The sequence below is a fragment of the Mycobacterium sp. 1164985.4 genome (assembly GCF_001668575.1).
GTDB lineage: Bacteria > Actinomycetota > Actinomycetes > Mycobacteriales > Mycobacteriaceae > Mycobacterium.
Map to the genome: position 1 here is coordinate 106,993 of NZ_LZMD01000061.1, position 20,188 is coordinate 127,180.

Annotated in this window: 18 protein-coding genes; 3 read left to right on the forward strand and 15 right to left on the reverse strand. The window is 60.4% G+C overall.

All coding sequences use genetic code 11. The annotated features are described in order from the left end of the window. Window positions 1–537, reverse strand: a complete 537-nt coding sequence (locus tag A5650_RS11715) for an HD domain-containing protein (RefSeq protein WP_012394808.1) — start codon at window positions 535–537, stop codon at window positions 1–3. A 521-nt stretch (window positions 538–1,058) separates the two neighbouring features. On the opposite strand from A5650_RS11715, the gene A5650_RS27335 reads away from it, so the two are divergent. After that, window positions 1,059–1,373 (forward strand): transposase, encoded by a 315-nt coding sequence (locus tag A5650_RS27335; RefSeq protein ID WP_231973737.1) that lies wholly within the window; start codon window positions 1,059–1,061, stop codon window positions 1,371–1,373. 136 nt (window positions 1,374–1,509) lie between these two features. Here the strand turns inward: A5650_RS27335 and A5650_RS11725 are convergent, their stop codons facing one another. The 10 genes from A5650_RS11725 to A5650_RS11770 form a co-directional block, all read right to left on the reverse strand. After that, the gene (locus A5650_RS11725; protein WP_016889182.1) at window positions 1,510–2,631 is read right to left on the reverse strand and encodes an acyl-CoA dehydrogenase family protein; all 1,122 of its coding nucleotides are present in this window, start codon (window positions 2,629–2,631) and stop codon (window positions 1,510–1,512) included. Between the two features lie 66 nt (window positions 2,632–2,697). Further along, a complete protein-coding gene (locus tag A5650_RS11730) occupies window positions 2,698–4,323 on the reverse strand; it encodes a fatty acid--CoA ligase (RefSeq protein ID WP_016889183.1) in 1,626 nt (541 codons plus the stop codon). A 14-nt stretch (window positions 4,324–4,337) separates the two neighbouring features. Then, complete coding sequence (locus A5650_RS11735; protein ID WP_012394811.1) at window positions 4,338–4,991, reverse strand: transglutaminase-like domain-containing protein; 654 nt, start codon at window positions 4,989–4,991, stop codon at window positions 4,338–4,340. Then, entirely contained in the window at window positions 4,988–6,445 is a 1,458-nt protein-coding gene (locus A5650_RS11740; protein WP_012394812.1) for a cytochrome P450, read from the reverse strand. Before A5650_RS11740 ends, A5650_RS11735 begins: the two co-directional genes overlap by 4 nt. A gap of 115 nt (window positions 6,446–6,560) precedes the next feature. Beyond that, complete coding sequence (locus A5650_RS11745; protein ID WP_012394813.1) at window positions 6,561–8,096, reverse strand: flavin-containing monooxygenase; 1,536 nt, start codon at window positions 8,094–8,096, stop codon at window positions 6,561–6,563. 61 nt (window positions 8,097–8,157) lie between these two features. Then, on the reverse strand, window positions 8,158–9,123 hold the full coding sequence (locus tag A5650_RS11750) for an alpha/beta hydrolase (protein ID WP_012394814.1): 966 nt from the start codon (window positions 9,121–9,123) through the stop codon (window positions 8,158–8,160). Next, on the reverse strand, window positions 9,120–10,637 hold the full coding sequence (locus A5650_RS11755; RefSeq protein ID WP_012394815.1) for a flavin-containing monooxygenase: 1,518 nt from the start codon (window positions 10,635–10,637) through the stop codon (window positions 9,120–9,122). Before A5650_RS11755 ends, A5650_RS11750 begins: the two co-directional genes overlap by 4 nt. 47 nt (window positions 10,638–10,684) lie before the next feature. Continuing rightward, the gene (locus tag A5650_RS11760) at window positions 10,685–12,184 is read right to left on the reverse strand and encodes a flavin-containing monooxygenase (RefSeq protein WP_012394816.1); all 1,500 of its coding nucleotides are present in this window, start codon (window positions 12,182–12,184) and stop codon (window positions 10,685–10,687) included. Further along, window positions 12,181–13,104, reverse strand: coding sequence for a hypothetical protein (locus A5650_RS11765; protein WP_012394817.1), 924 nt, complete (start codon window positions 13,102–13,104; stop codon window positions 12,181–12,183). The genes A5650_RS11760 and A5650_RS11765 overlap by 4 nt, the downstream gene beginning before the upstream one ends. Window position 13,105: 1 nt before the next feature. Beyond that, complete coding sequence (locus A5650_RS11770; protein ID WP_012394818.1) at window positions 13,106–13,972, reverse strand: SDR family NAD(P)-dependent oxidoreductase; 867 nt, start codon at window positions 13,970–13,972, stop codon at window positions 13,106–13,108. Window positions 13,973–14,224: 252 nt separating this feature from the next. Here A5650_RS11770 and A5650_RS11775 point away from each other — a divergent pair, with 252 nt between their 5' ends. Next, complete coding sequence (locus A5650_RS11775) at window positions 14,225–14,734, forward strand: TetR/AcrR family transcriptional regulator (protein WP_502687065.1); 510 nt, start codon at window positions 14,225–14,227, stop codon at window positions 14,732–14,734. A 166-nt stretch (window positions 14,735–14,900) separates the two neighbouring features. Here the strand turns inward: A5650_RS11775 and A5650_RS11780 are convergent, their stop codons facing one another. Beyond that, complete coding sequence (locus tag A5650_RS11780; protein WP_012394820.1) at window positions 14,901–15,770, reverse strand: metal-dependent hydrolase; 870 nt, start codon at window positions 15,768–15,770, stop codon at window positions 14,901–14,903. Between the two features lie 73 nt (window positions 15,771–15,843). Here A5650_RS11780 and A5650_RS11785 point away from each other — a divergent pair, with 73 nt between their 5' ends. Beyond that, window positions 15,844–16,533, forward strand: coding sequence for a TetR/AcrR family transcriptional regulator (locus A5650_RS11785; RefSeq protein WP_012394821.1), 690 nt, complete (start codon window positions 15,844–15,846; stop codon window positions 16,531–16,533). Between the two features lie 162 nt (window positions 16,534–16,695). On the opposite strand, the gene A5650_RS11790 is transcribed toward A5650_RS11785, so the two are convergent. From A5650_RS11790 to A5650_RS11800, 3 genes are all read right to left on the reverse strand, one after another. After that, on the reverse strand, window positions 16,696–17,289 hold the full coding sequence (locus tag A5650_RS11790; protein WP_082950727.1) for a PaaI family thioesterase: 594 nt from the start codon (window positions 17,287–17,289) through the stop codon (window positions 16,696–16,698). Window positions 17,290–17,658: 369 nt separating this feature from the next. Beyond that, window positions 17,659–18,759, reverse strand: a complete 1,101-nt coding sequence (locus A5650_RS11795) for a BtrH N-terminal domain-containing protein (RefSeq protein ID WP_046188921.1) — start codon at window positions 18,757–18,759, stop codon at window positions 17,659–17,661. A 277-nt stretch (window positions 18,760–19,036) separates the two neighbouring features. Next, entirely contained in the window at window positions 19,037–20,143 is a 1,107-nt protein-coding gene (locus A5650_RS11800) for an NDMA-dependent alcohol dehydrogenase (protein ID WP_046188899.1), read from the reverse strand. Between the last annotated feature and the right edge of the window lie 45 nt (window positions 20,144–20,188).

A 20,188-nucleotide genomic window follows, 5' to 3' on the forward strand; every position in this document is an offset into this window, starting at 1 on the left:
TTACAGCCAATCGCGTACCCGTCGGACCGCCGCCAACAGTTCGTCGCGCCCCGCGTCGACCGCGCGGTGCACCGGGTCCTCGGGTCCATAGCGGCCCAACACCTCGATCAATCGATCTCGCGGTGATACCGGCGCCCCGTCCGGCCCGGTCGTCAGATCGCAAAAGGTCAACACATCCAGAACATCGCTGGGCGGATCGCTGAACGCCGCTAAACCTGACAAGCCGCGCTCGGCAGCTTCCGCGTGCGCCCCAGTATGGAACGCCACCAGGGAGGCGACCAGCTCCCGAAAACCCGCCGCCCGGGCAAACTCTGCGCCATCGAGCGGATGAAACCCGGTCCGGCGCAACGACGGTGCGTAGCCGATATCGTGCAGCCACGCCGCTGCCACCAAAGAGTCCGCTGTCTGGGCATCGAACCGCCGACTCAGCCGCTCGGCAGTCGTCGCGACACCCCGCACATGCGCCAACCGCCGCAGCTGCCCCACCAGTCGCGTCTCGGCCTCTCGCCGTGCACGCTGCGCCAGCATCCCGCTCACAACCGCCATCCTACGAGTCCCATCGCCATGGCGCAGACCCGCAACTGATGCTCAGCGGAGCCCGGGCCGCCATAGCCCGCGAGGAACCGGCGGCTACCTGCGGGCTTCGCTACACTCCCTCTGCTCCCGTCCGCTGGCGCTCCCGTCCGCGCCGCTCGCTACGCTTCGCCCTCCGTCCGCCGCCACACAAGCTTGCACACGACGACGAGCGCTGTACATCTCAACGGCCACGGCATCCTGGCACCACGACAAGCCAGGACTGTCCTCGCTCCTCGCCGCATCGAGACGCCGCGGGCAGCAGGCGCGACCAACGCCCGCCTGACCGCCGCTGGCCTGCGATGTGAGAACTTTCTTTACTGCTATCAAGTCGATGGCGGCACGTTGCCACCAGCTCGACACCGCAGCCGCCCGACTCGAACGCCACGTCGACACCATCACCGCCACCGCCGCACCCGAGCTACAGCGTCGGGCCCGACACCGCTGCCACGCTGCTGACCGCCCTCGGCGACAACCCCGCTCGGATCGGCAGCGACGCCGCTTTCGCCAAACTCTGCGGGGTCAGCCCACTGGAAGCCTCCAGCGGCAAAACGATCCGCCACCGGCTCAATTGGGGAGGCAATCGCGACGCCAACCGTGCCCTGCACGTCATCCTGGTGGTGCGCATGCGCCGTCACCAGCCCACCCGCGACTACTTCGTTCACCGCCTGGCCGAAGGCAAAACCAAGAACGAGATCATGCGCTGCATCAAGCGTACATCGCCCGCGAGATCTACCACGCCCTCCGCCAACCCAGCAGAAGAACCAACGAACTCATTGCCTGAAGAACTCATTGCCTGAAGATAGGAGCATCTGGTATCAACTCCCGAAGGGCACCCGATCCGCAATGTCCACCCATTTCGTGGCGATATGGCACCTCTGTAGATGCCATCAATCCTCCCAGGTGAGTAATGTGCAGGTGGCTAATCGTTCAGGGTCATAGGGAACGCGAGATGATTTCCTTCATCACCTCATTTGTGCCGGCGTAGATTTTCTGCACGCGCTGGTCCACCCACAATCTCGAGATGGGGTACTCGGTCATGTACCCATATCCGCCGTGGAGCTGCAAACAGTCATCGAGCACCTTCATCGCTCGCTCAGTGGTCCACCATTTCGCCATGGCGACGGTCTGGACGTCGAGTTGGCCCGCGAGGTGTAGGTCGATGCAGTAGTCCAAAAATACTCGTGCGATGCGCGTTTCGGTTGCAGCTTCGGCCAAGATGAATTTCGTGTTCTGGAAGCCGAAGACGGGCCGTCCGAACGCTTCCCGCTCACGGGTGTATTTGAGTGTCTGCTCCACGGCAAGTTCCATCGCCGCGACCGCCCCAACCGCGACGATGAGCCGCTCTTGAGGTAGCTGCGTCATCAGCTGAATGAAACCCTGACCCTCGGTCTCGCCCAGGAGGTGCGAGCGGGGCACTCTTACGTCGTCGAAGAACAACTCGGAGGTGTCTTGTCCGCGTTGGCCGATTTTGTCGAGGACCTTGCCGCGCCGGAATCCGGGTCGATCGGCTTCGGCGACGATCAGCGAGATGCCGGCGGCGCCCTGACTTGGATCTGTCTTGGCGACGACGATGATCAGGTCGGCTTGCTGACCGTTGGTGATGAAGGTCTTTGCGCCGGTGATCACGTACTCGTCACCGTCAAGAATTGCTTTGGTCTTGACACTCTGCAGATCAGAACCGGTCCCTGGCTCCGTCATGGCGATAGCACCGATCATTTCGCCTGAGGCCATCTTGGGCAGCCACTGCCTCCGTAGTTCTTCGGCCGCATACTGGAGGATGTAGTGCGCGACGATTCCGCTGTGCAGCCCTGCGCCCCATGAGCTGTCCCCGACTCGGGCTTGCTCTTCGAGTACGACGGCTTCGTGCGCGAATGTGCCGCCTCCCCCGCCGTATTCTTCGGGTATGGACATGCAGAGCAGGCCTAGTTCGCCGGCTTTGTGCCACAATTCTCGGTCAACTTGGTGCTGGTCTGCGAAACGTTGCGCATGTGGGGCCAATTCGGTCGAGAAGAACTTCGCGGCAAGGTCACGAAGCTCGAGCAATTCGGCGCTCATCCAGGGAGAAATTGATGCTGTCACAGGATTCCCTCTCGGCTGTTCAATATCAATGGGTTTGATTTCTTAGGACGTTTCGATCTGATACTCGCCGGCGGAGTGACGCGCGCGTATGGCCTTCTTGTCGTATTTCCCGACGCTTGTTCGGGGAATCTCAGACACGAAGCTCCACCGCTCCGGGATCCACCACTTGGCGACCTTGTCCAACAGAAACGCGCGCAGTCGGTCGATGTCGACCTCGGCTCCACGGTGAACCACGACCAGGGCGAGCGGTCTTTCCTGCCATTTGTCGTCGGGAACTGCCACCACCGCAGCCTCGTAGATCGCCGGGTGACCAATCAGCGTGTTTTCCAGCTCGACTGAGGAGATCCATTCTCCACCTGACTTGATGACGTCCTTCGCACGATCGGTCAGCGTGAGATACCCGTCCGGGTCGATCCGGCCGACGTCGCCGGTGCGCAGCCACCCTCCGTCGAACTTGTCCGGATCATCGTCGCCGAAGTAGGCGCCGGTGATCCACGGGCCTCGCGCCTGTATTTCACCCGCTGATCGACCGTCCCACGGCACTGTCTTCTTGTGGTCGTCACGCAACCGGATCTCGACACCGCACATCGGCCGACCCTGGCTTTCGCGCATCTCCCACGCACGGGTCTCGCCTACTCCGTGCGCTGCGCGTGCGACGGTAGCCAGCGGCGAGGTTTCGGTCATGCCCCATGCCTGCACGATAGGCACGTTGTACTTGTCTTCGAATGCCCGCATCAGCGAGACGGGGACTGCCGATCCCCCGCAGGCAACCAGCCGAAGTGAGGAGATGTCCCGGGCGGGATTCGATTCCAGGTATCGATCGACATCGTTCCAGATCGTCGGCACTGCACCGGCGATAGTCGGCTGAGTCTCTTCGATGATCGACACCAGCGGCGCGGCTTGCAGATGGCGATCGGGTAATACCAAGTCCGCACCAGACATCAACGCCGCGTAGATCAGTCCCCACGCATTGGCGTGAAACATCGGGACAATGGCCAGGATACGGTCGGCCTCGCTCACTGCCAGGGCGTTCGACGTGCAGGCGGTCAGTGCATGTAGGTAGGTCGAACGGTGGCTGTAGACAACACCTTTGGGATTTCCAGTAGTCCCGCTGGTGTAGCACATGGCCGCGGCGGAACGCTCATCGATCTCGGGCCAATCGAAAGTCTCCGGTTGCTGCGCCAGGATCTCCTCGTAACGCAACACCGTCTTCCCGCATCGCTGCAGCGGAGCGAGGTCGCCGCCCCCGGTGGCGATGACCGTATGCACCGACTCCATCGCTGGTAGCGCACTAGCCAACAATGGCGCAACCGACGCATCCACCAGGATGATCTGATCGCTGGCATGGTTGGCGATGTACGCGAGTTGCTCTGGAGCCAAACGAATGTTGAGGGTGTGCAGCACCGCGCCCATGGAGGGAACCGCGCAGTAGGCCTCGAGATGTTCTTGGTTACTCCACTGAAAAGTGGCCACCCGTTGATCTGCCGTTATTCCGAGCCCGCGCAACGCATTGGCAAGTCGGCCCGCTCGCCCCAGGACGCTACGGTAGGACATACTTCGGTATCCAATTCCGTCGGGGGTGATCACCTCGCTGTTTCCGTGAATGGAGGCGGCATGGCGGACAATTGCCGAGATTGTGAGCTGGACGTCTTGCATCGTGCTGTGCATTACGCATCGGCCCTTCAGGCGAACAGGTCTGGATGGCGACTCGCATCGCCTATGAGCGTCCCGTAGTGGGTTCTGAGCGCTTGCAGGATCTCTGCCAGCGGTAGATCGTCGAAGGCGCCTCGATCCCTCAGATATTCCATGTGTTGTGTGCCGTCACCGGCGAACCCGTGCAGCAGGGCGTCTGTGCGCCCGTCGAAATCAATTGGCGGGACGCCGAACCGTGCGCATAGCTCGCGATTGAACGCCGGAGTTGCCTTGACCCAGACACCGCAGAGATGCATGAGGCTGTATCCGTGGTAGACGAAGACGTCGGTACCGCCCATCCGCTCACGCAATGTCTCGGTCTGAAGGTGGTTTCGGACATCGGCGAACCCCAGCCGCGCTGGGATGCCTGCTGCTCGGCAGGCCGCCGTCAAGAGCACCGCCTTCGGGACGCAGTAAGCGCGGTCTGCAGTTGCGATGGTGCTGGCGCGATACGCATGCGGGTCATCGGTCACGGTGTAGGGGTCATACCAAATCGAGTCGCGGACCGCAGTGAAGATGGCTATGGCCTTCGTGGTGTCGTCGACCGCGCCGCGGGTCGCCGATGCAACGAAGTCGCGTACCGATTCATGTTGCCAATCGAGGAACTCCGTGGGCTCCAGGTAAGGCGAGTTCTCACCGCTCATCGGTGCCGCAACGTCACAGGCAGTCCGTCCACGGGAATGGGCAGCGAGGTGTTGTCCCAACGCACGTGATAGTCGTTTGGGACCGTCCAAGTGTAGGTACGCAACATCTGGTGCAGGATTGCCTTCACCTCGAGTGTGCCGAACTGCATCCCAATGCATTTGTGCGCCCCCCCGCCGAACGGCACCCAGGCGAATCGGTGCTGTTGGTCCTCGCGCCGGGGCTCATCGAAGCGCGACGGATCGAAACGGTCCGGGTCGCTCCATATTCTGCGGTCGAAGTGATTTACGGCGGGTGTGATTGCGCACAAGGTTTCACGGGGGATGTGATAGCCGTCGATGGCGACATCGCGGACGGTCTTGCGCATCACCAGCGGAACGGGCGCCAGCAGACGCAGAGCTTCTTTGAGGATCAGATCGAGGACCGTCATCCGCTCCAGTTCGTCGATATCTGGCGAATCGTGACCGAAGGACCGCGCCTCCGCCGCTGCCTTCTCCTGCCACTCAGGATGTTTAGCGAGGAAGTAGGTGACAGCAGTGGTGGTGATCGTGGAGGTGTCATGGGCGGCCATCATGAGAAAGATCATGTGGTTGATCACATCCTCGTCGGAGAACCGTTCACCGTCTTCTGTGGTCGCCTGGCAGAGGGCGGCGAATAGATCGTCGGTCTCGCCTGCACGCGCGGCCGGCAGGTGTCGGGAGAAGTAGTCCTCCAACACGCGCCGCCCATGCACGCCGGCGCGGAACCTGGTGCCCGGGAGTGGAACTCGCACAAAGGAACTCGCCGCGCGAACAGTGGACACGAACGCCTCGTTGACAGCAGCGCTCTCGTCCTTGCCGCGGCCACCCATGAAGACATCCGTGGCAATATCGAGGGTGAGATTCTTCAACAACGGGTAGATCCGGACCGACGGACCGGTCGGCCACGCGGGCACGGCTGCGCGAACGCACGGGGCCACCTGCCCGACATATCCGGTCAGGCGAGGACGCGTGAACGCCTCCTGCATGATGCGCCGGTGCATCAAATGTTCGTCGAAGCTCATGAGCATCAACCCGCGATGGAAGAAAGCATCGATCAGGAAGGACCAGCCATCTTGAGAAAAGGCCTTGGCTTCGCTTGTGAACGCCTCACGCGTTGCGTCTGGACCGGCGATGACCACCATTTTGGTACCGAATGCGCCCATCCACGACACCGAGCCCAAACGTTCGTAACGCTCCCGACTGAATTCTGAACCAAATCGGATGTAGTCGACAGTGTGCCCCAGCAACGGGAGTCCAGCGTCCCCTAGGACGGCTCTCAGCCCAGATCCGGCGGGGGCCGGCGCAAGTTCCCGGACTCTCCAGTCCCGACTCCACTGTCGCCATTTGTCATCGACGACGCGGGGGGCGGGCGCCAACAGGACAGACGTCAACCGCTCCTTGGGGTGACGCGTGATTGCGAGAAGCTGATTAGCCACGATGCCTCCTGGGCGCTCTGCTGCACGGGTATCTGGTAATAGTTTACATAGATGTGCTGAATGTCAATATTCGAACAGTTAACAGTGAAATGTTAGACACCGCCTGCGACCCGGATCATCTGCGCAGCCTCGCGCGGTTCTCACTCGGGCCGTCTAACTGAAGGCGTTCAACGTGCCTGAATAGATAATCGTGACTGCGTGGTTTGCGGGTGAGGATCCGGTAGGCAAATGTAGGCCCAGGCCAGTTCGTCGGGATCGCGCCACTCGAGGTCGTGTACCAGCTCGCGCAAAGCGCCCACACCGACCTTCGCAGCCGCCGGCTCAATCGTGTGTTGTAGCTTTGCTCGATGTCTGGCCTGACGTCGACCGTACGCCCTGGGTCACTCGCCAAAATCTTGATGAGGGCACCGACATAGCGGACCTGAGACTCGATCATGTAAATGATCGACCCGGAACCGACATTCGTGTTCGGGCCATAGAGGAGAAAGAGATTCGGGAACATCGGGACTGTAATGCCCAGGTATGCGTGCGCCTGCGTCCCCCACACCTCGTCCAGAGTCACTCCGCCCCAGCCGCGAACACGCATCGGGGCGAGGAAGTCGGTAGCGCGGAAACCTGTTCCGTAAATGACGACATCCGCGCGATGGAGTACGCCATCGTCGGTCACGACTCCCTTGTCGCAAAGCTTCGCAACCGCGTTGGTCACCAACGAGACTTCACCGTTGGCAATCGCGGGGTAGTAATCATTCGAGAACAACACCCGCTTGCACCCCGGCGCATCTGATGGCGTGAGTTGCCGGCGCAGCATTGGATCGGCAACCTGCCGATGGAGGTGGTAGCGGGCGACCGCGCCGAGAATGCGTGACAAGGGCTTCGCGTCGACCAACGTCACTGCGAGCACTTCAAAAATCAGCCATACCGCGAAACGCTCAAGACGCAGCCACAGCGGCAGAACCTTAATCAGCTGTTGGTGAAGACGTCCGTACCTGCTGTCCCACTTCGGCAAAATCCAAGGCGCCGTGCGCTGATACAGCGTTACGCGCTGTGCCTCGTGTGCGATCCGTGGCACAAACTGTATCGCGCTTGCGCCTGTCCCGATGACGGCTACTTCCTTGCCGCGCAGCGATACCGAATGGTCCCAACGCGCCGAATGAAAACGCGGCCCCTCGAAGGTGTCTTCGCCGGCAATATTCGGCGTATGAGGTCGCGAGAGCTGCCCCACGGCCGAAATCACGACATCGCACCAGATCGTCTCGCTGGATCCGGTCACCAAACGCCAACGGCCGGCCTGTTCATCGAAGGTCATCTCGACGACTTCGGTCCGCGTGCGCAAATGCAGGTCCATTCCGTCGGCCAGGACGAGTCGGCGAAGATATTGGAGTATCTCGGGCTGTTCTGCATAACGTCTCGACCAACGAGTGTTGGGCTTGTCCGAGAGTGAGTACAACGCTGACGGCACGTCGCAAGCCGCTCCTGGATAGGTGTTGTCGCGCCAGACGCCGCCGATGTCTGCAGCCTTTTCCACCATGGTGAAGTTGGTGAATCCGTCCCTCTTCAGCTGATGGGCCATGGCGATACCCGCGACGCCGGCCCCGATGATCACTATCGACGGATCGTGTCCTCGAGGATCCCTCGCAAAGCCGCCTGTCATGAGACAGCTAAGAAGCAGTTGATGGCGCGGTGGCAGTGGAGCATCCACGGTCCCAACACTTTCACCGGTGGGCCGAAGCTTTCAGGAAGTTTCCAGCGCGGTGGATCGCCTCACGAGCCTCGGGCAGGATTCGGAACATGGCTTGGAACACGTGGATCTGTCCCCGGTACACCTGTATCTCAACGCTTGATCCGGCCGATCGGAGGCGGTCGGCAAGATGCCTCGAGTCATCGATCAACATTTCTCTTCCGCCTACCTGAATCAGGATCGGTGGCATGGACCTGAGGTCTGCGTCGAGCACGCTGATTCGCTCATTGCGGTGATCTGCACCAGCCACGTACAGGTCAAGAGCGCGGGCCGCGGACCGAGCAGAGGCGAAAGGATCACGGCGGCGAAGTTCGCGTGCCCTCGCGAGTTCACATGTCAGATCCAGGACCGGAGACATGAGAAGCATCGAATCCGGCAGCGGCAGTCCGTCACTACGTGCGCCAAGGGCGGTGGCCATCGTGAGCTGGCCGCCCGCCGAGTCCCCGGCCACCGCAACACCGCGTTCGCCGGAAGCCGAAGGCTGCCCTGTGACGAGCCAGCGGTATGCGTTCAGTGCATCGTCGGCGGCAGCGGGAAAGGGATAGCGTGGAGCTAGCCGATACCTCACCGCAAAGATGGGCCGACCGCTCGCGGAGGCAAGTTCACCGAGCAGGCCGCGGTGGGTAGCCGGTGAGCACATGGAGTAGGCGCCGCCATGAATGTAGAGCAACGGAACCGCGTGTGGATCGACTGCAGGAGAAGTGATCCAATCCCCGCGTATCTGATTCCCGGCGAACTCGGTATCTATTGTGCGAACCGCCACGCTTCGGCGGGGCCGCGATCCCACAAGCGCCATCCGGAGTACGCGATCCATCACCGCGAGGCCGTGGGCGCTCGACGGGATGAGTTGCGACAGCGGACGCAGTGTGTTTCGCGAAGTCATTGCCACGAAATGACTTGCAAGACTGGGGCGCCGGTCCGCCGCATCAGTGTTGGTCACCGTGCGCCAACGGATTCTGCGCGACGTTCAAATCGGTAATCGGAGAGCCGGAAGGTGCGGCTACGCCAGTAAGTCTCCAGGGTAGTTGACGGACGCAACGGAACATCGCCGTGTTTGTCGAAATAGTAACTGTTGGCATTGGAACAGCTCGGCTGCCAGAAAACCTGTCGATGTCGGCGGCTAACCATGTCACCGAAGTAGCGATCGTTCGCCTGCTGTCTGACCTCTACGTAATCAGCCTTCAGCGTGCGCGCACGACGAAGACAGCGGACGATATGCCGACTTTGCGCCTCGATGAGTGTGAAGTACGAGGAGCCGTTGTAACCATAGGGACCGAAGATATTGAAGTGATTCGGGAACCCTGGGACGCTCACACCCTCGAAGGCTTGGAGGCGGTGCTCATCCCACCAGGCAGACTGCTCCACTCCACCGCGTCCCTTCAGCACATAAGTCGGCATATTGCCCGACTCCATCACTTTGAACCCGGTGGCCAAGACCATGACATCGATCGGATAACTCTTGCCATCTTCAGTGTGAACCGAGGCATGGTCGACATGGGTGATGCCGCTGGTCTCGAGCGAAACATTGCGACGGTTGTACGTTGCGAGATAGGAATTGTGGAAACTCGGTCGCTTACAACCCAACGAATAGCGAGGAATGAGTTGGTCTCGAGTCACCGGATCGTCGACCGCCCGACGCATATAGCGTTTCGCCGCCTCTTCCATGAGGTCCGACACAGGGATCAACGAGTGAAAATGAGCTGCGATGGGAAATGTGAACTCGACGAACGCCTGACTCGCAGTGCGCGTCATCAGTTGTGCCCCTGGCACCAACCGCATCACTGTCGCGGCCCAGCTCGGTATGGAGAAATCCGGCTTCGGCAAGCAGTAAATCGGCGTTCGCTGGAAGACCGTCAGACTTGATGCGATCTTCGCGACTTCGGGAATCAGCTGCACCGCAGATGCCCCAGTCCCGATCACCGCCACCCGCTTACCGGTGAGATCTTTCGTATGGTCCCATCTGGCCGTATGCAGCGTCACGCCGGCGAAGTCGCGCACTCCTGGAATATCAGGCCACTTCGGCCGACTGAGAACGCCAGAGCAATTTATCACAAAACGCGCGGTCAGATTCTGACCAGAGGAGCAGCTCAGCCGCCATAGTGCGGCGCCTTCGTCGAAACAGGCTTCGTCCACAGTCGTGTTGAACCGGATGTAATTTTGGAGTCCGTATTTTTCTACACACCGCTCTGCATAAGCCTTCAACTCATCCCCGTGAGCGTAAGTACGTGACCAGGATGTTCGCATCTCATAAGAGAACTGGTAACTATAGGACGGAATATCGACCGCTATTCCCGGATACGTATTCCAGTGCCATGTACCGCCGACGCCATCGGCGTCATCGACTATAAGAAAGTCCGCAAATCCGGCCTTCAACAGGCTGATCGCTGTACCAATCCCAGAAAACCCGGCTCCGACTATTACAATTTCGTAGTGCTGCCCAGACTCAGAACCCATTACTTCCTCACGTGCGCTTTGATGTTTACCCTATCCGCTGCTGCAGTTCAGCGTGTTTGTGTCAACTTCAGGTCAGCATCGTCACGCCGAGTGATATCGTAATCCCGCATATCCAGACGGGACAGTTCCCTGGTGAACTGAGTCGCAAAGCCCGGATACATCGTGCCGTTATAGCCATCCTCTGTTAAATACCAGCTGCTGCAACCCGAGTTCCATGTCGTGCGTCGTAACCGCCGCTGAATATTGGAGTGGTACGCGTTTTGGCTATTCTCTTTCACATCCAGGGTATGGACTCCGTTACCTTGGTCGCGCAAGAGCTCGATCGCTTTTACGATGTAATCGATTGCCGCCTCCATATATAGAAGAGCGGAGTTGTGGCCAGGACCGGAATTAGGCCCGAAAGTGAAGAACAAATTCGGATACCCGGCCACACTCACGCTCTTGTAGGCAAATCTCCCCTCAGACCACGCGTCTTCGAGTTTTCGCCCGTCGCGCCCCAGGATCGGAAATGGCGTACCGCGTTTACACACATCGAAGCCTGTCGCGAATACTATGCAGTCCACCTCATGCTCGATGCCGTCGGCGGTTCGAATTCCGTTCGGAGCCAGTGTGGCGATCGGCCAGCTGACGAGTTTGCAGTTATCGGCCTGGAGAGCAGGGTAATAGTCGTTAGTCATAAGCATGCGTTTGCACCCAGGTCTGAACTGCGGTGTTAGCTGACGTCTCAACCAGGTATCCTTCACCTGCCGACGCAGATTCGCCTTCGCGGCCGCTTGGATGACAGATGTGGCAGCGGTATCCCAAACCATGCCCACGGCCATGACCTCATGCGCCCAAAACCACGCACCTCGTAGGGCCTGTTCGGTTGCCGGCATGCGCTTGAAAGTCGAACGCGCCCAGGCCGGATGCCGGAAATTCACCCTCGGTAGGACCCAGCCGGGCGTCCTCTGAAACACCTTGACCGACGCCGCCAACTGGACCAATTCGGGAACGATCTGCACAGCGCTCGCCCCGGTCCCGATAACCGCCACCCTCTTACCGCTCATGTCATAGGAGTGGTCCCACCGAGCACTGTGAATCTTTTTCCCCTCGTACGACTCGATGCCACGAATATCCGGGAAACTGGCGTCAGCAAGTGGTCCGCTAGCCATCACGACTGAACGGCCCCGATACCGCCTGCCGCCGGTCGTGTCGACAACCCACTCTCCGGCATCCTCGTCGAATTCCAGTGCACTCACGTCCGCACCGAAATGAATGAACCTCCCAAGATCGTATTTCGCGACAATCGCGTCGATATAGGCGAGGATCTCTGCGCTCCCCGAGTATGCGCGAGTCCAGCCTGGGTTCGGCTCGAACGAGTAGGAGTACAGCAATGACGGAATGTCGCAGGCGGCGCCGGGGTAAGTGTTGTCACGCCAGGTGCCCCCGACGCGATGTGATCGCTCCAAGATGACAAAGTCGTTAACGCCCGCTTGAAGCATTCTCATCGCCGTACCGATACCCGCGAAGCCGGCGCCGACGATCAAAGTCGTTACCGTGTCCGTCATTTAGCGACCGGTTCATAGGTCAGTTCATCCGTCCATGAAGGCGGTCGCCCGAGTACTTGCACGGGGAAGATGTCGATCGCATTGCCTAAGCGCTGGGAAACGAAGTGAAGGGGTTGGGACCGCTTGATCGAGGAGGACATGTGGGCCTTCAAGATGTGATATCCAGGCACCCTCCGCGTGTGCTCACTGCGGTCCCCGACATTGCCATATCGCGTCACCGCGTTGTACAGCTTCTCTTCGGATAGCCCCATCGCGTTGAGATTCATCAACATGCGCGTGAGAAGCGGTATATACAGCAACGCGCCAGTGAGAATACGGGGGTCCATCACAGCGCCGACCGTTTGGATTGCATGGATTCGCATGGGACTGGCGCCGAGGTCATTCAGGACTTGAAAACCTACTGCAAGGTGCCGCGATTCGTCGCTGTTGACCTTATTGAATACTTCCCCGCAAATTGGGTCGTCGACCTCATCAAGGAGAAATTTCAGCAGGGCCCCGTCCAGCGCGGTCTCCAGTGCGGGAATCGCGGCGCCGATGACAGTCAGAGGAAGAGCCTCAGCGTACCGATCTAGCCACTCGATCACGAGACGGATGTTCTTATTCGGTACAGGCTTTTCGCCTTCCTCGATCATGCCCCAGCGACGCATCAGAGCAAGTTCGGCGTTGGCGTGACGCTGCTCCTCGGCGTGAAAGTAACGGTAAATGTCTCCGAGCGCTTCGAAGGGCGCCTTCGGGGCCATCGCAGCAAAGGCGCGCGCTCCGACATGCTCAATCCACACCACGTCGGACATGAATTGCTTGAGTTTGGGACGCTGTTCGTCGGTGATCAACTCCGCACCAGGGGCGCCCCAATCGATATCGGCGAGAGCCCATTGCTTGTTCTTGATCGTCTCGAGCATGTCGCTATATGCGAACGCCATTTCACTGCTCCCTCTGTTCGGCTGGATCGTTCCATGAGGCCACGCGCTCCACCAGCCCCAACGCCCGCGTAAACTGACCGGGTAAAGCTCTTTTCAGTTGCCACAAAATTTTCGCGTCCAGTTGGGGCACTACATAGATTTGTCCGCGATCGTGCGCGTTCAAGGTCGTTCGAGCCACTTGATCCGGCGAAATGCCGGTCCACCTCATCAGGTTGGTCGCGAGTTTCGCCGCCGACTCCTCAATCTGAGGATTTTTGGCGATGTTCGTCTTGACGAAGGTGGGGCAAAGCACTGTGACATTGACGTTAGTACCGCTCAGTTCGGCCGCCAAGGTCTCGGACAGAGCGAGCACTCCGGCCTTACTCACGTTGTATGCCCCCATTCGGGGCGCCGAGCCGAAACTCGCGGCGGACGCCACATTGATCACTCCGCCACGGCCGTTGCTCCGGAGCCGGGGAACGAAAGTCTCGCACCCGTAGATAACACCCCAAAGGTTGACAGAAATCGCAGCGTTCCAGTCCTCGACCGACGTAGCGCCGATGCGATTGCCGCCCGCACCGATTCCGGCGTTGTTGATCACCAGGCTCGCCGCCTTGCCAAACCAGTCTTCACTGGCATCAGCGAGGTTACGGACCTGCTCAAGGTCGGTGACGTCGCATACGACGTCGAAACCCTCGCCGCCGGCCTGCCTCACCAACTCGGCCGACTCTTTCGCAGTGATGGGGTCTTTGTCCGCACACACAACACGTCCACCTCGGCGTGCAAGCTCAACGGCGAACGCGCGGCCGATACCGCTCCCTGCGCCTGTGACTACTGCGTGGGCGCGGTGGGTTCTACCTGGTGAACTACCGAACGGCAAGAACCTCATCTGCTTGCCTTTCGGATCGCGACACTGATTTCCGGTGCGGGAGACCATTGATTTGGGGGCATCAGCCACCATTGGTGTCGCATGCCACCAGTTTGGTCGTGAGCCCGACGTTTTGTCAAGATGTTTGATGTGCGGTCGAGAAACACGCGCTGGGGTGGTCGGACCGGTGCTGAGCGTCGAGCAGAGCGACGGCAGCAATTGATCGAGGCTGCGACCGAGATTTGGAGTGAGAGCGGTTGGGCCGCAGTGACTATGCGCGGCGTGTGCGCCCGGACAGGGCTCAACGATCGATACTTCTACGAGGACTTCAAGACGCGCGAGGATCTTCTCGTCGCAGCGTGGGATGGCGTTCGCAATGACATGCTCGGCGAGGTTTCCGCGCTCTTCGACGAGCGTGTGGATCGGCCGCCGATCGAAACCATCACCGCGGCGATCGCCATCGTGGTCGACCGGATCGCACGCGATCCTGGCCGGGCGCACATCCTCCTCGCTCAGCATGTAGGTAGCTCACCGCTGCAAGATCGCCGCGCTGTGGCGCTGCAGGACGCAACGCAGTTGGTCGTCGAGGCAAGCCGGCCACATCTCAGAGAAGACGCCGACGAGACGGCCCTTCGTATGGACACTTTGGTTGCGGTGGGGGGGTTCGTCGAAGTCATCACGGCCTGGCACTCCGGTTTGCTCGCGGTGACCGAAAAGGAAGTGGTCGCGCACACGAGCCGACTGGCTGAAACCTTGGCTCAACGCTACGTCGTCAGCGGCTGAGGCTTAACCTTTCCGTGAGTTTCGAGGCCGACTGCACTTGTCTGTATGACTGTCGCCTTGACCCGCCACCGGGCATCCAATCCGTGACGACAGGCGCGCTGTCGCTTGTTTGGAGGAACGACGCAGAAACAGTGTCTTTCTGCGTCGCCCTCCTCACGCACTTTTGCTACCCCGGCTGAGCGATGACCTTCTGTGAGCCGTCTTGGTCGAACAGTTCCTTGCTCCATCGCTCCAGGACCGCGGTGCTGTCCCAATCATCAGGGTGGAAGCCGGGGCGGTTGTACGAACGGAATCGCTGCAGCGCATCGGCGGTGAACATCGGGGTGCGACTGAAGCGACGTAGGCTACGCACCAACGTGACCGGGTTATACGAGGCCTTGTCAGAGGCCATCGACAGCGCAGTCTGCAGAATGAGTTCGCCGAACAGAATTGCAGAGGCGATCCGCATGCCCCGTACGCGGGTGCGCTCGGTGCCTCCAATCAGCCGATAGGCGTCGAAGGCGACGGCTTTGTGCTCCGACTCCTCGAACGCATGCCACAGCAGAATCGGTCGAACCTCTGTCTGTCCGATGAGCTTCTGCGCGTCATCGCTGGTGAGAATGATTTCAGCGAGCGTCGCGGTGTAGTGCTCCAATGCAGAGGTCATCGACAGCCGCATTTCTGGCGAAAAGCGCCGCTCCAATCGCTTGATCAGGCGTGCGACGTGGCGGTCGATCCGCGCGGTCGGATAACCCATGGCCTGGAGCCGTTCGTTGAGGAGCCGATGCTGGTGTCGGTGTGTGGCCTCTTGCCCGATGAAACCCTTGACCGCTGTCAGCAATTGGGGATCGTCGATGGAACTCTGGAAATACTTGACCGAGCGGATGAAGAAGTCTTCCCCTTCCGGGAAGGTCGCAGAAAGCACCGAGATGAAATGGCTCATCACCAGGTCGCCATCCACGAAGTGTCGCCGCTTCGTGGAGGTGGGCATGGGGAAACGAACGCGCCGGGGTTTTGGCAATACACGGCTCTTGGTCGAGGCTCGATCTTCCGGCATCTTGACGGGGTCCTTCCTCCGTTGCGTGATCTGACTTTAGGCCTTGTCACATGAGACTGCCAGAATGTAGGGCATGAGTCCAGCACGTGTTTATGGCGGGCTGTCCGCAACTCAACGCGATGCGCAGCGCCGCGCACTGCTGATTGACGCCGCGGTCGCGCTCATGGGCAAGCAGGGAGCCGCCGCGTGCACCGTGACCGCTGTGTGTACGGAGTCAGGAGTGACGAGCCGGTACTTCTACCAGCAGTTTCGCGACAGAGACGCGCTCCTGCGTGCGATGTTCACCAAGATCTCCACCACCTTCCAAGCCGTGATCACCAAGGCGATACCGGATGACACCGTTGCTCCTCAAGAACTCGCTTACGCTCCGATAAAGGCCCTGGTTCAGATGATCGAGAACGATCCCAGCATGGCCCGCATATTGTTTGTCGAATCGGGCGCTGAACCCCTGCTTCGGCAGCTGCGAAGCGAACTGATGTCCGAATTTGCGGAGCTCGTCCTCAGAGAGGCCCGCCTGCATCTCGATATACCCAGCGAGGTGATTCAGGTCGCAGATCTCGCCGCTACCTACGGTGTCGGGGGCCTGTTCGAGATTCTCCGTCGCTGGATAGACGGACAACTAAACCTATCGACCGAAGTGCTTATCGAGCATTGTGCGGGTTTTCTCGGCAGTCTTGGCCTGTATACCCTCGGCCAGAAACCTGACCCGGCCGCTTCGCACATCCAGGTCGATATCAACTCCCCGGCGGGCCACAACAGATGAGACCGGCGGTATTTTCGCCGACACGCTGCGGCGTCACGCTACCGAAGGCTGGTACACCACGATGTGGTCGAGTACGCGTTTGCTTAGCAAACCCCCTGTCGGCCCCGGTTCAATCCTGAGCAGCCTGCGCCGGTTGAAAAATGAGCAGATTTACGGGTTGAGTCATCCTTCCCAGGGTGGTCGCGCAGTGCAGCGTATTGACGACGCCTTCTGTATGGAGCTAGTGAAGTGATCCAGCGTGACGACGACGAATAACCCGGACGCGGACGCGACCAGCTGGCCGGTGGCTTCCTCGCGCAATTCTGTCCGCACTTCGAGTTTCCGGCCGGTTCTGGACACGAGCTCCGCGCTGACCTCGTAGGGAACCCCCAGCAATACCGGCGCGAAGAACTCGGTGTCGAGCTTACGGGTGACGGCCATCTCACCGACGACGTAGAGCAGCATGCCCACCGTGTCGTCAAGAACCGTCATGACTGCGCCGCCGTGTGCGATCCCGGGTGCGCCGCGATGTCGGCCGTCGAAGATATGCCTGGCGCCCACCCCGTCGCCACGCCGACGCGCTCGCAGGCGATGACCGTGCGGATTGTCTGTGCCGCAACCAAGGCACCACGGATGGTGCGCATCGAGGTAGTCGCCGTCGGCGGCGATAACACGATTCTGAAAGTTATGCCACCACGCGATGGCCGAATCTTCTTCCGCTTGCTCGTCGATGACGAAATCCTCCCAAATAGGACCACGCAGTGCATGGACCACCATGCGACTGAAGAACTGCGCCGACGTCGGCTGGGCTGATCGCCCGAAGAGTATGTAAAGGACTCGTTAGCCCGCCGAGATCATCGCTGCGGTACACCTTCCAGTTCCGTCACTATCAGCCATTTGGTCCTGCCCCGCAATACGCCCTCGACGCTGTCGCCGCATAGCTCGCCCGATAATGCTCGGGGTCGTCGTCGGTGCTATAGGGGTCATACCAAATCCTGTCCCCCACAGCGGTGACGGTCAACCTCGCCTTCTGCACAAGGGTCACGAACGTCACCGACCGCGTTCTGGGCGAAGCGCTGAACATCGTCATGCTGCCAATCGAGAAACCAGTAGTCTTCAGGAAACTCGATTGATTTGAAGTGCCACTCACGGATAGCCTTTCAGATGAGCTTCGATGCCGGTATCGACAGTGCCAACGGATCGACTGGCCGTTTCGAGGGCTTCGACGAGGCGCGTTTCGGCGTCCGGGATCGTCGCGGCGACTTTGGCCGCAGCTAGACTACGACTCCGTAGCGATGTGCCGGCATCCGTGGCTGCGGCCGCAAGCGTAGACCACGCTTTGGAAGCATGTCGGGCCGCGGCAGCCGCTTCGGCAGTGGCGGCGTCATCTAGGAGATCGGCGATGTTCTGGCAACCGTCTGCCTGCAGCGTACGAAAGAGCCCGCCGCCGGTACCGGCTTTCTCGATGAACGCCCCGAGCCCGAACAATGCCGCGGTCAGGGCATCGTCATCGAACAGCGTTGGCCAATGCCCTACGTCATCGGCGAAGTCCTGCACACCCTTCAAACCGGAAGATTCGACTTCAGCTGCCTCGATGCGCAGTAGCGGCGCACCTACGGCACCGCCGCGCATGAACGCTGCGCTCGCGGCGAGTGCAGCGGCCGCGATCGGCCCAAGGTCTGGCACTCGCTCTGGCCAGTCGACGTGATATGTGGTGTGCCGGGTAGGTGTGGGAAACCCGACCGAGGACCGCGCCCGGCGTAGGTCGTCGTAGGCCACCGTCTGGGTTGTCTCGCGGTCATTATCGACCACATAGGCGACCCGTTGTTCGTCATCGTATCCGGTGATGACAATGTCGTGACGGCTCATGTGCAATCGGACGCGCAGGTAAGGAAGTTCGCCGATGTCAGCCCAGACCATGACGGGTCGACCTTTGTCGATTTCGTCGGTCACAAATGCCCATCCCACGTCCGGGTCATCGGTCGATCGCACGACGAACTTTGCGCCAACCCGGGAGAGGTAATCCTGTTCCAGGTCGCTTCCTCGTCCTACCAGGTACACCTGGGGGAACAACTGCGTAGAGCGGACGTACGAGAAGTCCAAGGCTCCGCCGAGGGTGAAGACCAATCCTTCACTGAGTGCTTCTGTCCCCCATCCGAGTTGGGCCCATTCAGTAAGGTCACGAAGCGCACCGGAACCACAGTGCCCTCCCCTCCTATGGGGATAGGGAATTTGAATCCTCGTCATCGCCGCTTCCTTCCTTGTCAGTAGCACTGTTGAGACTCGTCAAAAGCTACGTTTCATCACGGCTTCCCGGCTGACAGTAGGTGCCAACACCAACACGCGTGACCGCAGCCAACCTCAGCCGCGCATCTCGACCGCCTATGGCGATGGGGCACATTGACTTTCGATCGCTAGTCCTGCATCAACACGTCAACGGTAAGAGCCACAGACGCGCAGCACTCAACCGTTGTACTCAGCTCGCTTGCTCCCGTGGTCGCGCTCCCGCGCTTCGGCTGCTTTATCAGAATCGGATGAGTCCTCGGATGTTGCGGCCCGATCGCATATCCGCGTAGCCTTCGTTGATCTGATCGAGGGTGTACTCACGGGTGATCAGCTCATCCAGCTTGAGGTGTCCGGCGTTGTAGAGCTCGACGAGCCGCGGGATGTCGTGGGCGGCGTTCGACGAACCGTACAGAGCGCCGCGGATCTGCTTTTCATACAGCGTCAATTCCAGCAGTGAACCCGACATCGAGGTGTCTTCGGGGTGCCCGATCGCGGTAACGACCACACGGCCGCGTTTACCGACCAAGGACAGCGCCTCGCCGATGTAGGACCCTTCGGCGACATCGGTGGTCAAGACGCAGACATCGGCGAGTTTGCCGCGGGTGATGTCACTGATCAGTGACCAGGCCTCGTCGATCGTGGCAACGGCATGCGTCGCACCGAAACCGCCGGCTTGTTCACGCTTGAACGCCACCGGATCGACAGCCACGATGTTCAACGCGCCCGCGATGCGGGCACCCTGAATCGCATTCATGCCGATGCCACCGGCTCCGATCACTACCACGGTATCCCCGGCACGCACCTCACCGGTGCGCACCGCCGACCCGTACCCGGTCGTCACACCACACCCGATCAACGCCGCCTTGTCCAGCGGTGTCCCCTGGTCGATTTTGACCAGAGACGCCTTGGGGACCACGGTGTATTCCGAGAACGTGCCCAGCAGGCACATCTGGCCGACGTCCTCACCCCGGGCATGGAAACGGTAAGTGCCGTCGATCTGGGGTCCCATCATGAGCGCGGCACCCAAGTCGCACATGTTCCCCATCCCCCGCGCGCAATAGGAACAGTGCCCACACGACGGCAGGAACGTCAGGATCACCGAATCGCCCTCGGCGACGTTCTCGACACCCGCACCCACTTCGACCACGGTGCCGGCACCCTCGTGGCCACCGACGACGGGCAGCGGAATGGGCAGGTCGCCGGTCACGAGGTGTTCGTCGGAATGGCACAACCCGGTCGCGGTCAGCTGGACGAGCACTTCATCGGGGCCGGGAGGATCCAACTCGATGTCCTCGACTTCCCACTTTTCTCCTAGGCCCCACAGCACTGCAGCACGTGTCTTCATGTGTGTCTCCTTAACGTCAGTGTTTCGGTCGCAGTGGATTGATGA

What these genes read in the sequence shown, in the direction of transcription:
- A5650_RS11725 (WP_016889182.1), bottom strand. Translation starts at nt 2,631, where the DNA reads ATGAGCGCCGAATTGCTCGAGCTTCGTGACCTTGCCGCGAAGTTCTTC.
- A5650_RS11730 (WP_016889183.1), bottom strand. Translation starts at nt 4,323, where the DNA reads ATGCACAGCACGATGCAAGACGTCCAGCTCACAATCTCGGCAATTGTC.
- A5650_RS11735 (WP_012394811.1), bottom strand. Translation starts at nt 4,991, where the DNA reads ATGAGCGGTGAGAACTCGCCTTACCTGGAGCCCACGGAGTTCCTCGAT.
- A5650_RS11745 (WP_012394813.1), bottom strand. Translation starts at nt 8,096, where the DNA reads ATGACAGGCGGCTTTGCGAGGGATCCTCGAGGACACGATCCGTCGATA.
- A5650_RS11755 (WP_012394815.1), bottom strand. Translation starts at nt 10,637, where the DNA reads ATGGGTTCTGAGTCTGGGCAGCACTACGAAATTGTAATAGTCGGAGCC.
- A5650_RS11760 (WP_012394816.1), bottom strand. Translation starts at nt 12,184, where the DNA reads ATGACGGACACGGTAACGACTTTGATCGTCGGCGCCGGCTTCGCGGGT.
- A5650_RS11765 (WP_012394817.1), bottom strand. Translation starts at nt 13,104, where the DNA reads ATGGCGTTCGCATATAGCGACATGCTCGAGACGATCAAGAACAAGCAA.
- A5650_RS11770 (WP_012394818.1), bottom strand. Translation starts at nt 13,972, where the DNA reads ATGAGGTTCTTGCCGTTCGGTAGTTCACCAGGTAGAACCCACCGCGCC.
- A5650_RS11775 (WP_502687065.1), top strand. Translation starts at nt 14,225, where the DNA reads ATGCGCGGCGTGTGCGCCCGGACAGGGCTCAACGATCGATACTTCTAC.
- A5650_RS11780 (WP_012394820.1), bottom strand. Translation starts at nt 15,770, where the DNA reads ATGCCGGAAGATCGAGCCTCGACCAAGAGCCGTGTATTGCCAAAACCC.
- A5650_RS11785 (WP_012394821.1), top strand. Translation starts at nt 15,844, where the DNA reads ATGAGTCCAGCACGTGTTTATGGCGGGCTGTCCGCAACTCAACGCGAT.
- A5650_RS11790 (WP_082950727.1), bottom strand. Translation starts at nt 17,289, where the DNA reads ATGGTGGTCCATGCACTGCGTGGTCCTATTTGGGAGGATTTCGTCATC.
- A5650_RS11795 (WP_046188921.1), bottom strand. Translation starts at nt 18,759, where the DNA reads ATGACGAGGATTCAAATTCCCTATCCCCATAGGAGGGGAGGGCACTGT.
- A5650_RS11800 (WP_046188899.1), bottom strand. Translation starts at nt 20,143, where the DNA reads ATGAAGACACGTGCTGCAGTGCTGTGGGGCCTAGGAGAAAAGTGGGAA.